Origin of the sequence: Pseudomonas sp. 22072, assembly GCF_052046095.1 — a bacterium.
GTDB classification, from domain to species: domain Bacteria; phylum Pseudomonadota; class Gammaproteobacteria; order Pseudomonadales; family Pseudomonadaceae; genus Aquipseudomonas; species Aquipseudomonas paracarnis.
This window is the reverse complement of the sequence record NZ_JBQEQE010000005.1, coordinates 206057-218097: the sequence shown is the minus strand read 5'-3', so window position 1 is coordinate 218097 and position 12041 is coordinate 206057. Positions and strand designations below refer to the sequence as shown.

12 protein-coding genes are annotated in these 12041 nt (G+C 61.4%); 6 read left to right on the top strand and 6 right to left on the bottom strand.

Translation table 11 applies throughout. The annotated features are described in order from the left end of the window. Positions 1-61: 61 nt before the first annotated feature. Both ACTJLA_RS07670 and ACTJLA_RS07665 read right to left on the bottom strand, forming a co-directional pair. The gene (locus tag ACTJLA_RS07670) at positions 62-1003 is read right to left on the bottom strand and encodes a FecR domain-containing protein (protein WP_034128667.1); all 942 of its coding nucleotides are present in this window, start codon (positions 1001-1003) and stop codon (positions 62-64) included. After that, a complete protein-coding gene (locus ACTJLA_RS07665; RefSeq protein ID WP_014717061.1) occupies positions 1000-1488 on the bottom strand; it encodes a sigma-70 family RNA polymerase sigma factor in 489 nt (162 codons plus the stop codon). Before ACTJLA_RS07665 ends, ACTJLA_RS07670 begins: the two co-directional genes overlap by 4 nt. Before the next feature lie 171 nt (positions 1489-1659). Here ACTJLA_RS07665 and ACTJLA_RS07660 point away from each other — a divergent pair, with 171 nt between their 5' ends. From ACTJLA_RS07660 to ACTJLA_RS07640, 5 genes are read left to right on the top strand one after another with little or no spacing between them, the layout of a single operon-like run. After that, the gene (locus ACTJLA_RS07660) at positions 1660-1962 is read left to right on the top strand and encodes a DUF3649 domain-containing protein (protein ID WP_014717062.1); all 303 of its coding nucleotides are present in this window, start codon (positions 1660-1662) and stop codon (positions 1960-1962) included. Continuing rightward, the gene (locus tag ACTJLA_RS07655) at positions 1959-3533 is read left to right on the top strand and encodes a PepSY-associated TM helix domain-containing protein (RefSeq protein ID WP_314548245.1); all 1575 of its coding nucleotides are present in this window, start codon (positions 1959-1961) and stop codon (positions 3531-3533) included. Before ACTJLA_RS07660 ends, ACTJLA_RS07655 begins: the two co-directional genes overlap by 4 nt. Further along, complete coding sequence (locus ACTJLA_RS07650) at positions 3533-3859, top strand: DUF3325 domain-containing protein (RefSeq protein ID WP_034128665.1); 327 nt, start codon at positions 3533-3535, stop codon at positions 3857-3859. Before ACTJLA_RS07655 ends, ACTJLA_RS07650 begins: the two co-directional genes overlap by 1 nt. Positions 3860-3866: 7 nt before the next feature. Then, positions 3867-4445 (top strand): RNA polymerase sigma factor, encoded by a 579-nt coding sequence (locus ACTJLA_RS07645; RefSeq protein ID WP_089041331.1) that lies wholly within the window; start codon positions 3867-3869, stop codon positions 4443-4445. Further along, positions 4442-5419 (top strand): FecR family protein, encoded by a 978-nt coding sequence (locus ACTJLA_RS07640; RefSeq protein ID WP_314548241.1) that lies wholly within the window; start codon positions 4442-4444, stop codon positions 5417-5419. The genes ACTJLA_RS07645 and ACTJLA_RS07640 overlap by 4 nt, the downstream gene beginning before the upstream one ends. Before the next feature lie 205 nt (positions 5420-5624). Here the strand turns inward: ACTJLA_RS07640 and ACTJLA_RS07635 are convergent, their stop codons facing one another. Beyond that, complete coding sequence (locus ACTJLA_RS07635; protein ID WP_252950670.1) at positions 5625-5975, bottom strand: glutaredoxin family protein; 351 nt, start codon at positions 5973-5975, stop codon at positions 5625-5627. Beyond that, positions 5975-6979, bottom strand: a complete 1005-nt coding sequence (gene yejK / locus ACTJLA_RS07630; RefSeq protein WP_003171997.1) for a nucleoid-associated protein YejK — start codon at positions 6977-6979, stop codon at positions 5975-5977. Before yejK ends, ACTJLA_RS07635 begins: the two co-directional genes overlap by 1 nt. A gap of 396 nt (positions 6980-7375) precedes the next feature. Here yejK and ACTJLA_RS07625 point away from each other — a divergent pair, with 396 nt between their 5' ends. Next, complete coding sequence (locus tag ACTJLA_RS07625; protein WP_003188840.1) at positions 7376-7657, top strand: HU family DNA-binding protein; 282 nt, start codon at positions 7376-7378, stop codon at positions 7655-7657. Positions 7658-7825: 168 nt separating this feature from the next. Here the strand turns inward: ACTJLA_RS07625 and rlmF are convergent, their stop codons facing one another. Both rlmF and ACTJLA_RS07615 read right to left on the bottom strand, forming a co-directional pair. Continuing rightward, positions 7826-8842, bottom strand: coding sequence for a 23S rRNA (adenine(1618)-N(6))-methyltransferase RlmF (gene rlmF / locus ACTJLA_RS07620; protein ID WP_034128662.1), 1017 nt, complete (start codon positions 8840-8842; stop codon positions 7826-7828). A gap of 238 nt (positions 8843-9080) precedes the next feature. Continuing rightward, complete coding sequence (locus ACTJLA_RS07615; protein ID WP_054897749.1) at positions 9081-11927, bottom strand: valine--tRNA ligase; 2847 nt, start codon at positions 11925-11927, stop codon at positions 9081-9083. Positions 11928-12041: the final 114 nt, after the last annotated feature.

Genomic DNA, 12041 nt, shown 5'->3' with positions numbered 1-12041 from the left:
TTTAACGCGGTGGGTTGAGGTTTTTCGCGAGCAAGCTCGCTCCTACAAAAAGCGCTATGCATCACGCACGTGCCTGCACGGTCACCCAATAACGGGTAAAGCGCCGCACTTTCACCGGCAGGCTGATCTCCAGCAGGTCAAGGATGCGTTCGCTGTCATCCAGTGGGTAACTGCCGGACAGCAGCAGGTTGGCGACTTGTGGATCGCAATGGAGCTGGCCGCGACGGTAGCGTCCCAATTCATTGAGGAAGTCTTCCAGGCGCATGTGTGCGGCCACCAGCATGCCGTCGGCCCAGGCGCCGCTGTTGGCGTCGGTGGGGCGCGGGGTGTCCCAGCCTTTGCGGGTGAAATTGACTTGGTGCGCGGCGTCGACACTAAGCGGCAGGCCGTTGTAGCGGTTGGGCATCACCTCGACCTGGCCGGCCAGTACCGCCAGTTGGGTGTGGTCGTTGAACTGGCGCACAGTCAAGCGCGCTGCCTGGCTGCTGAGCAGGCCCTGGCCGGTCAGCACGTGCAACGGCGCCTGGCCTGCACGGGCGGTGAGCAGGATTTCACCTTCAAGCAGGCGCACCAGGCGCTGTTGGCCGTCGAAATGCACATCCACCGCGCTGCCGGTGTTGAGCTGCAACTGGCTGCCGTCGGCCAGTTGTACTGTGCGGCGCTGGCCCACCGGGCTGCGATAGTCAGCCGTCAACGGCGGCAAGATATGTTGCTGGCGCAGACTCCAGGCGGCGGCCGAACCGGCACCCAGAATCAACAGCAATTTAAGCGCCTGACGTCGGCTGCTGGAGGTGGGCGCGTTCAACGCTGCGTGGGCCAGGGGCGAGGGCACGCCGCGCAGGCGTTGGTTGACGCGCTGGATCTGCTCCCAGGCGCGTTGGTGTTCGCTGTGGGCATTCAACCATTGCTGCCAGGCCGCCTGCTGGCGTGGGTTGAGCGCGCCTTGCTGCATTTCCAGCAACCAGTGCACGGCTTGTTCGGCGACTTGGCTGGAGACGTTCATAGGGCGAAGTAGCAGCGCATGGCCGCTTTGGTCAGGTGGCGTTTGACCGTGGCGATGGAGATGCCCAGTTGCGCGCCGATTTGCGCGTAGGTCAGGCCGTCGAGTTGGGCCAGCAGGAAGGCGCGTTTGACCTGCTTGGGCAAGCCGTCGAGCAGTTGGTCCAGTTCCAGCAGGGTCTGCAGGATGATTGCGCGGTCTTCTTCCGACGGCGCCACGTGTTCGGGCATCTGCGCCAAGGCCTCGAGGTAGGCGCGCTCCAGGTCTTGGCGACGGTAGAAGTTGAACAGCACGCGCTTGGCCACGGTGGTGAGGAAGGCGCGCGGCTCGATCAGCGTTGGCGCTTCCCGGGCACTGAGCACGCGGATAAAGGTGTCCTGAGCCAGGTCGGCGGCGTTTTCCGGGCAGCCGAGCTTGCGTCGCAACCAGCCGGTGAGCCAGTGGTGATGGTCGTTGTACAACACTTCGACGGGGTTGGACGGCTGCAACGCGATCACTCCGCAAGCATTCGACATGCTTTAGAGAACAAGAATTGTTCGCATTGTAGGGTGCATGACAAGGTTCGGCAATCGGCCAGGGCAGGTGATTCATCCGTTCTCTTTTGCTTATGAGAATATTTATCATTAATATTGCGCGCTGATGAACCAGGCGCCTGCCGCATGAAAAGCAAAACCTCATTGCCCGTTTCCTACCGCCTCGCCGTCACCTCGCGCGTGCTGGCGGCGGTGATTGGCGGTTATCTGATGGCCTCCCTGGCCGCCATCTGCCTGGCGCTCTGGCTGCCCACCTCCCGTGCCGATGCGGTGGTCACCGGCATGATGAGTTCCTTTGTGTTCTACCTGCTGGCGGTGCTCTGGTGTTTTGCCTGCCGCACGGCATGGCGCGCCTGGGCAGGGGTGATGGTGCCGAGCGCACTCTTGGCCACCCTGGCCGGCATTGGTTTCTGGATGGCTCGCACATGAAAGAGGGCTTTCGCCAGGCCATGGCATGGCTGCACACCTGGGCCGGCTTGATCTTCGGCTGGCTGCTGTTCGCGATTTTCCTGACGGGCACCCTGGCCTATTTCAAAGATGAAATAACCCACTGGATGCAGCCCGAAGTGCAGGTCCACCCTCTGGACGATGGGCGCAGCCTCACCGTCGCGCAAAACTATCTGCAACAGCAGGCGCCTACCGCCGCACGCTGGTTCATTACCTTGCCGAACCGCCGCGACCCCGGCTTGTCGGTGATGTGGCAAGACAAGGTCGAGCCCGGCAAGCGCGGTACTTTCATCCAGAAAGTGCTCGACCCCGTCACCGGCCAACCGGTGCAGGCCCGGGAAAGCAAGGGCGGCGAGTTCTTCTATCGTTTCCACTTCCAACTGCAAATGCCTTACCCGTGGGGCCGCTGGCTGTCGACCATCGCCGCCATGGTGATGTTTGTCGCGCTGATCACCGGCATCATCACCCACAAGAAAATCTTCAAGGACTTCTTCACCTTCCGCCCGCACAAAGGCCAGCGCTCCTGGCTGGACGGGCACAACGCGGTGGGGGTGCTGGTGCTGCCGTTTCACCTGATGATCACCTACAGCAGCCTGGTGATTTTCATGAGCATGGTCATGCCTGCGCCCATCGTGGCGTCCTACGGTGACGACAGCCGGGCGTTTTTCAGTGAGCTGTTCCCCGCTACTGACAATGCGCCGGCCCTCGGCCAGCCGGGCAAACTGCTGCCGTTGATGCCGATGTACCAGCAGGCGCGGGAGCAGTGGGCGGGTGGTCATGTAGGGCGTGTGGCGGTCAACAACCCCGGCGATGTCAACGCCTCGGTCAATGTGTTCCGCGCCGGCTCCGACAGCGTAGTGCATGCGTCGGGCAGTACGTTGTCGTTCAGCGGCACCACTGGCGAGCTGTTGCGGGCCAGTGCCGAGCCATCGTTGCCAGCGGTCGTTGGTGGGAGTTTCTACGGTTTGCACATGGGCCATTTCGCCGGTCCGGCGCTGCGCTGGCTGTACTTTATCTGCGGCCTGGCGGGCACGGCGATGATCGGCACAGGCTTGGTGATCTGGCTGGGCAAACGCCAGCTCAAACACGCCAAGGCCTCGGTGATGCCCTTTGAACTGCGTTTGGTGGAGGTGCTGAATATCGCCAACATGCCCGGATTGATGATCGCCATTGCAGCGTTTTTCTGGACCAACCGCCTGCTGCCGGTGAGCTTCACCGCGCGTTCCGACTGGGAAGTGCAGGCGTTCTTTATCGCCTGGGCCCTGAGCCTGTTGCACGCCTTGCTGCGGCGCGGTCGCCAGGGCTGGGTCGAGCAACTGAGCTTCGGCGCGCTGTTGTTTGCCGCCATTCCATTGCTCAACGCCATCACCACCTCGCATCACTTGGGTGTCTCTGTGCCAAGCGGCGACTGGGCGATGGCCGGCTTCGACCTCACCTGCCTGGCCAGTGGCGCGTTCCTCGCCTGGGCAGCCTGGAAGATGCACCACCGCAGCGCGCCGCTACCCAAGGCTGAGCGTGCCCGCGGGTTAACACTCAAGCAGCAGGCCAACTGATGCTTCTGGCGCTATTGATGTGCTACGCCGGGTTCATGGCACTGTGCTTGTCCACCGACCGTCACCACGGCGAACTGCTGCACAGCAAACCCACGCCCATTCGGCGCCTGGGGTTGCGGGTGGGCGGTTGGTTGCTGCTGGGCGTGTCGATCTGGCCATCGGTGCTGGGCGCCGGTTGGAGTCAGGGCCTGGTGGAGTGGTGCGCGGTGTTGATGCTCAGCGCCTTGCTACTGGTGTTGCTGTTGCCGTATCGGCCGAGGCTGGCCTTGATCCTCGCGGGGCTCGCTCTTCTGGCCAGCCCTGTTGCGGCGTTCGCCCTCTCTTGAGCCGGCCATGAGGACCCAACCACCGCAATCTTCTCAGGACACTCCGCACCCGGATGCAGCGGGTGGACGCGCGCATTTCCTGCAGGTGTTTTTGTCCCAGCGCTCGCAAATGGAAGCGTTGGTCAGCCGCCGTGTGGGTTGCCGCGCCACGGCAGCCGACCTGGTGCAGGATCTGTTCCTGCGCTTCTGGCGTCGCCCGCTGGTGCAGGTCGAAGAGCTGAGCACCTACCTGCTGCGCTGCGCCGGTAACATCGCCATCGACCACCTGCGCAGCGAAAGCGCACGGGCGCGCAGCAGCGAAGGCTGGCTACCGGAACAATCCGACCACCAAGGCTGCGAACCCCAGGCGGCGCTGGAGGCGGGCAATGATCTGCGTCATGTGGAAGCCGCCTTGCGCAGCTTGCCCGAACGCACTCGCCAGATTTTTCTGCTTAACCGCATCCATGGCCGCAAGTACGCCGAAATTGCCAAGGCCATGGGCCTGTCCCAAAGCGCCGTGGAAAAACATATGATGCGCGCCCTCGAAGCCTGCAAGGCCAGCCTTCGCGAACCATCGCCTCCACGCACGCCAGGGAACGCCCCGTGAACGCCACGCCCACGCCCGCCCAGGAACAGGCCGCACTCGATTGGTTGTGCCTGCTGCATGACCAGCCCAGCAGCGGCGACCAGGCCACGTTCAGCCGCTGGTTGCGCGCAGATCCTGCACACGTCGAGGCCTACTCCCAAGCCCAGGTGCTCTGGGAATTGAGCGAAGTGCCGGCGCGCCAACTGGCCGATGAGGACGCGTTCGCCTTGCAGGGCTACCTCAATAGGATCAACGCCTCCAAACGCTCCCGGGTGTCGCGTTGGTCCAGTGCCCTGGCCGTCGCCGCCTGCTTGCTACTGATGGTGTCGATGGGCGTCGGTTGGCAGCCGTCACGCTGGGTCGATGAATGGGGCGCCGATTATGTGACGGCGCCGGGGGAGGTGAGGACCATCACCCTGGCCGATCAATCCAAGGTCACCCTCGATGCCGACAGCGCCATCGCCGTGGATTTCAGCCAGGGCGAACGGCACATCCAACTGCGCCGTGGTGCAGGTTTTTTCAGCGTGACCCACACCGGCCAACCCTTCGTGGTGGAGGCGAGCGGAGGTGAAACGCGGGTACTGGGAACGCAGTTCGAAGTGCGCCTGCAACCTGATGGCGCCGAGGTCACTGTGTTGTCCGGCCGTGTGGGCGTGACGCCCTCCAAACAGGGCCAGCAACAGGTGCTGACGGCGGGCCAGCAAGTGGCCTACGCCGATGGTATTGCCGACCCTTTGCATGGGGTCGACAGCGCCTCACGCCTGGCCTGGCGCGAGGGTTGGCTCAACTACTACAAGGCCCCCCTGGCCGATGTGGTCGAGGACCTGAGGCGTTATTACCCCGGTCGAATTCTTCTGCTTAACGAGGACATGGCCGCCAAACGCGTCAGCGGCAGCTTTCCGAGCCAGGACCCTGTAGCGGTCTTGAACGCCTTGCAAGCGGTGCTGGGTTTTGAACAGCACAGCCTGTTGGGCCGCATGATTGTGCTGCGCTAGGCCTGCGTTGCGGTTTTCGCTGCTGAACCTGTCAGGCAAGAAATACCTCAGCTCGACACGCTCGGCGATGGTGTCGCTGGAGGCCAATTTTCAATCACACCCCAGAGCTCGATGCGCAGAGCAGACTTGTGTGGGAGCTGGCTTGCCTGCGATAGCGGTGTGTCAGNCCATCGCAGGCAAGCCAGCTCCTACATTTGATTGGGTGTTACTTCAGGGCGGCCATGATTGCTTCGGGGTCGTAGTCGCGAATCAAGGTGCCGTTTACATCTACAAACGGAATCCCGCCACCGCCCAGCGCCTCATACGCCTTGCGCGCCTTGGCATCCTTCTCGATATCGACGGCTTGGTACGGGATACCCTTCTGGTCCAGAAAACGCCGGATCTGCTTGCAGTACCCACACCACTCGGTGGCATAGAGCACCACCCGCGCAGAGGCACGTACGTGCTCGGGCGCCACCTGGGACGGGTTGAACAGCCGCTCCACCTTGCCCCAGTTCTGGATCGCAACCACCACCAGCAACACCAGCAGGACTTTCTTGAGCACCCCGCCCAGCATCAGTTACGGCGCTTGAGCTGGTCGGTCAGTTGGGTCGGCAGGCCCTTGATGATCAAGGTGCCGGCGGCTTCGTCGTACTCGATCTTGTCGCCCAGCAGGTGCGCTTCAAAGCTGATGGACAGGCCCTCGGCGCGCCCGGTGAAACGCCGGAACTGGTTGAGGGTGCGTTTGTCGGCCGGAATCTCCGGCGACAGGCCGTAATCCTTGTTGCGGATATGGTCGTAGAAGGCTTTTGGCCGATCCTCATCGATCAGCCCGGAGAGCTCTTCCAGGCCCATGGGTTCGCCGAGCTTGGCCTGGCTGCTGGCGTAGTCCACCAGGGTCTTGGTTTTTTCGCGGGCGGACTCGTCGGGCAGGTCTTCGCTTTCAACGAAATCGCTGAACGCCTTGAGCAGGGTGCGGGTTTCGCCCGGGCCATCCACGCCTTCCTGGCAGCCGATAAAGTCGCGGAAGTACTCCGAGACCTTCTTGCCGTTCTTGCCTTTGATGAAGGAGATGTACTGCTTGGACTGCTTGTTGTTCTGCCACTCGGAGACGTTGATACGCGCCGCCAGGTGCAGTTGGCCCAGGTCCAGATGGCGCGAGGGCGTCACATCCAGCTCGTCGGTCACTGCCACGCCTTCGCTGTGGTGCAGCAGGGCGATAGCCAGGTAGTCGGTCATGCCTTGCTGGTAATGGGCAAACAGCACATGGCCGCCGGTGGAGAGGTTGGATTCCTCCATCAGCTTTTGCAGGTGCTCTACCGCCGTGCGGCTGAAGGTGGTGAAGTCCTGGCCACCGTCAAAGTATTCCTTCAACCAACCGCTGAACGGGTGCGCGCCGGACTCGGCATGGAAGAAGCCCCAGGCCTTGCCTTGTTTGGCGTTGTAGCTCTCGTTGAGGTCGGCAAGCATGTTCTCGATGGCGGCGGACTCGGACAGCTCCGAGTCGCGGGCGTGAAGAACTGCGGGTGTGCCGTCGGGTTTTTTGTCGATCAGGTGGACGATGCAATGACGGATCGGCATAGGCTTCTCGGCTGGTTGAAGGGGAGCGGTTGGCCTCCCCGAAAAGTCGCCCAGTGTACCGCACCCATTGGTCAAGACGTGCCCCGAACGGCATTTTGCACGCCCTCCCACTGGCCATATGCCTTTTTTTCACGGTTTAGAGCGATAAAGCTGACCAAATGGGTATGTTGAGGCGGATATTTCCCCGTCTCTGTGCTAGTTTTGCCCCGTCTTACGCCAAGTCTCGGCGTTAAGCGTGCATTCAGCATTTGTCAGGTCGAACCAATCCCCGTTTCAAGCATCTATAACCCCGATCTCCGTGGTTATGGCCGGGGATGCCAGGCCATGACGGTCGGGCTCGACGGCTGACACTGCACTCTGCAATCCATATGAATTTGATAGGGAAGGAACACCACAATGGCTATTACTAAAGACCAACTGATCGCTGACCTGGCTGAAGCAGTAGACGCACCGAAAACTACCGTGCGCGCTCTGCTGGACCAACTGAGCCAAGTTGTTGCTGATCAGCTGGAAAATGGCGGCGAAATCACTCTGCCAGGCGTTGGCAAACTGAAAGTGACCGAGCGTCCTGCCCGTACTGGCCGTAACCCTTCGACTGGCGCTGCCATCGAAATCGCTGCCAAGAAAGTTATCAAGCTGGTTGTGGCTAAAGGCCTGACCGACGCTGTTAACAAGTAAGACGCAGCAAAAAAACCGTGCTTCGGAGTGATCCGGGCACGGTTTTTTATTGCCTGCGATTTTATTGTAGAGCGCGGTTATTGTGGCGAGGGAGCTTGCTCCCGCTGGAGTGCGCAGCGCTCCCANTGCGCTGCCCAGCGGGAGCAAGCTCCCTCGCCACAATGATTCTTATCGAACCCAGCGCTGGCGCCAGATCTGCTGCTCGTTCTTGGTCTGGAATGTCCAGGCCACAAAGCGGCTCTGCTTCTGCCCCTGGGACATCTCCACCACCTGGCTTTCCAGCACGCCGGCTTTTTTCAGCGCGGTTTCGATCGCCGGCAGGTTGGACGCTTTGGACACCAGGGTGCTGAACCACAGCACTTTATGCGCAAAATGCGCGCTCTCGGCGATCAGTTGCGTCACAAATCGCGCTTCGCCACCTTCACACCACAGTTCGGCCGATTGACCACCGAAGTTAAGCACCGGCAACTTGCGTTTCGGGTCTGCCTTGCCCAAGGCGCGCCATTTACGCTCGCTGCCTTTGGTGGCTTCGTCCATGGATGCATGGAACGGCGGGTTGCACATCGTAAGGTCAAAGCGCTCACCCGGCTCCAGCAGGCCCAACAGGATCTGCTTGGGGTTGGGTTGCTGGCGCAACTGGATGACCTTGCTCAGGTCGTTGGACTGCACGATGGCCTTGGCGGCGGACACGGCGATCGGGTCGACCTCCGAGCCCAGGAAGTTCCAGCGGTACTCCATATAGCCAATCAGCGGGTACACGCAGTTGGCGCCCATACCGATGTCCAGCACCTTGACGATCGAGCCCCGCGGGATCTTGCCGTCGTTGACGCTGGCCAGCAGGTCGGCGAGGAAGTGCACGTAGTCGGCACGCCCCGGCACCGGCGGGCACAGGTAGTCGGCAGGGATGTCCCAATGCTGGATGCCATAGAACGACTTGAGCAGTGCCCGGTTGAACACCCGCACCGCATCCGGGCTGGCGAAGTCGATGCTCTCTTTGCCGTAGGGGTTGATGATCACGAACTGCGCCAGTTCCGGCGTGGTCTTGATCAGCGCCGGGAAGTCGTAACGGCCCGTGTGGCGGTTGCGCGGATGCAGGGTGGCCTCTTTGCGTGGCGCGACGGGTTTGGCCGTGGCGGCGGTTTTAGGCTTCTTGCGCGGTGGTTTGGGCGTAGTGGGGGCGGTCATGATGATTCTGGTGTTGGCTCAATGTGGTGGGCATTGTCACACATTCCTGAACACAACTCGGTCAAATGTGGGAGCTGGCTTGCCTGCGATAGCATCACCTCGGTCTGCCTGATACACCGAGTCGTCAGTATCGCAGGCAAGCCAGCTCCCACAGGGATAGGGTTTTGATTGGGAAATGGTGTGGTTTTCCTGGACAAAAAAAGAGGCCCGAAGGCCTCTTTCTCTACACGGTTTCCCCTTACAGGCTGGAAATCCGCGCATGTTGCTCCGCCAGCTTGCCCAAGGCCTGTTCAGCCTCGGCCAACTTGGCGCGTTCTTTCTCGATCACTTCAGCCGGCGCCTTGTCAACGAACGCCGCGTTGGACAGCTTGCCGCCCACTCGCTGCACTTCGCCTTGCAGACGCGCAATTTCCTTGTCGAGGCGGGCCAGTTCCGCGCCCTTGTCGATCAGGCCGGCCATCGGCACCAGCACTTCCATATCACCCACCAACGCGGTGGCAGACAACGGTGCTTCGGCATCGGCAGCCAATACGGTGATCGACTCCAGCTTGGCCAGCTTCTTGAGCAGCGCATCGTTCTCGCTGAGGCGACGCTGGTCTTCGGCACTGGCGTTCTTGACGAACACGGCCAGCGGCTTGCCCGGCCCGATGTTCATCTCGGCGCGGATGTTACGTGTGCCGAGCATCAGAGTCTTGAGCCATTCGATATCGCTTTCGGCGGCCTCATCGATGCGCGCTTCGTTGGCCACCGGCCAAGGTTGCAGCATGATGGTCTTGCCTTCGATACCGGCCAGCGGCGCCAGGCGCTGCCAGATTTCTTCGGTGATGAACGGCATGAACGGGTGCGCCAGGCGCAACGCCACTTCCAGCACGCGCACCAGGGTGCGACGGGTGCCGCGCTGGCGTTCGACCGGCGCGTTTTCGTCCCACAGTACCGGCTTGGACAGTTCCAGGTACCAGTCGCAATACTGGTTCCAGATGAACTCGTACAGGGCCTGTGCGGCCAGGTCGAAACGGAACTGGTCGAGCTGGCGGGTCACTTCGGCTTCGGTGCGCTGCAACTGCGAGATGATCCAGCGATCCGCCAGGCTCAGCTCATAGGCTTCGCCGTTCTGGCCGCAGTCTTCGCCTTTGTCCAGCACGTAGCGCGCCGCGTTCCAGATCTTGTTGCAGAAGTTGCGATAGCCTTCGACGCGGCCCATGTCGAACTTGATGTCGCGACCGGTGGAGGCCAGCGAGCAGAAGGTGAAGCGCAGGGCGTCGGTGCCGTAGCTGGCGATGCCGTCGGCGAATTCGTCGCGGGTCTGCTTCTCGATCTTTTTCGCCAGTTTCGGCTGCATCAGGCCCGAGGTGCGTTTCTGCACCAGGGTTTCCAGGTCGATGCCGTCGATGATGTCCAGCGGGTCCAGGACGTTGCCCTTGGACTTGGACATCTTCTGGCCCTGGCCGTCGCGTACCAGGCCGTGTACGTACACGGTCTTGAACGGTACCTGCGGGGTGCCGTCTTCGTTCTTCACCAGGTGCATGGTGAGCATGATCATCCGGGCAACCCAGAAGAAAATGATGTCGAAGCCGGTGACCAGCACGTCGGTGGAGTGGAATTTCTTCAGGAACTCGGTCTGCTGCGGCCAGCCCAGGGTGGAAAAGGTCCACAGGCCCGAACTGAACCAGGTGTCCAGTACGTCGTTGTCCTGTTGCAGCGCGATGTCCGCGCCGAGGTTGTGCTTGGCACGCACTTCGGCTTCGTCGCGGCCTACATAGACCTTGCCCGACTCGTCGTACCAGGCCGGAATACGGTGGCCCCACCACAGCTGACGGCTGATGCACCAGTCCTGGATGTCGCGCATCCACGAGAAGTACATGTTTTCGTACTGTTTAGGCACGAACTGGATGCGGCCATCTTCCACGGCGGCAATAGCAGGTTCTGCCAGCGGCTTGGTGGACACGTACCACTGGTCGGTCAGCCACGGTTCGATCACGGTGCCGGAGCGGTCGCCCTTCGGCACTTTCAGGCCGTGGTCGTCAACGCTGACCAGCAAACCGGCAGCGTCGAAGGCGGCAACGATCTGTTTGCGCGCTTCAAAACGGTCCAGGCCTGCGTATTCGGCCGGGATCTTGCCGTCGATGCTGTCGTTGAGCGTGCCGTCCAGGTTGAACACCTGGCAGGCTGGCAATACGGCGGCATTTTTGTCGAAGATGTTCAGAAGCGGCAGGTTATGGCGCTTGCCGACTTCGTAGTCGTTGAAATCGTGGGCCGGGGTGATTTTCACGCAGCCGGTGCCGAACTCAGGGTCGCAGTAGTCATCCGCGATGATCGGGATACGGCGGCCAACCAGTGGCAGTTCGACGAATTTGCCGATCAGCGCCTGATAGCGCTCGTCGTTCGGGTTAACGGCCACGGCGGCATCGCCGAGCATGGTTTCCGGACGGGTAGTGGCGACGATCAGGTAATCATTACCTTCAGCGGTCTTGGCGCCGTCGGCCAGCGGGTACTTTAGGTTCCACAGGAAGCCTTTCTCGTCGTGGTTTTCCACTTCAAGGTCGGAAATGGCCGTGTGCAACTTGGTGTCCCAGTTGACCAGGCGCTTGCCGCGGTAGATCAGGCCGTCTTCATGCAAGCGCACGAAGGCTTCCTTAACGGCTTCGGACAGGCCGTCGTCCATGGTGAAGCGCTCGCGGCTCCAGTCTACGGACGAACCCAGGCGACGGATCTGACGGCTGATATTGCCGCCGGACTGGTCTTTCCATTCCCAGACTTTCTCCAGGAATTTCTCGCGACCCAGGTCGTGACGGTTCTGGCCGGTGGCTTCCAGTTGGCGTTCCACCAGCATCTGGGTGGCGATACCGGCGTGGTCGGTGCCCGGTTGCCACAGGGTGTCGCGACCCTGCATGCGGCGGAAGCGGATCAATGCATCCATGATCGCATTGTTGAAGCCATGGCCCATGTGCAGGCTACCAGTGACGTTCGGTGGCGGAATCATGATGGTGTACGAGTCGCCCGCACCTTGTGGGGCGAAATAGTTCTCGGACTCCCAGGTGTTGTACCAGGAAGTTTCGATAGCGTGGGGCTGGTAGGTCTTATCCATGCGCGGCGGGACCCTAGTTGGCATTTATTCAGGAAAGCCGGCAAGTATAACGGGGGATAGGGGCGAGGGCGAGGCGAAGACGGTTAAGACCGATGCAGAATTAATGTGGGAGCT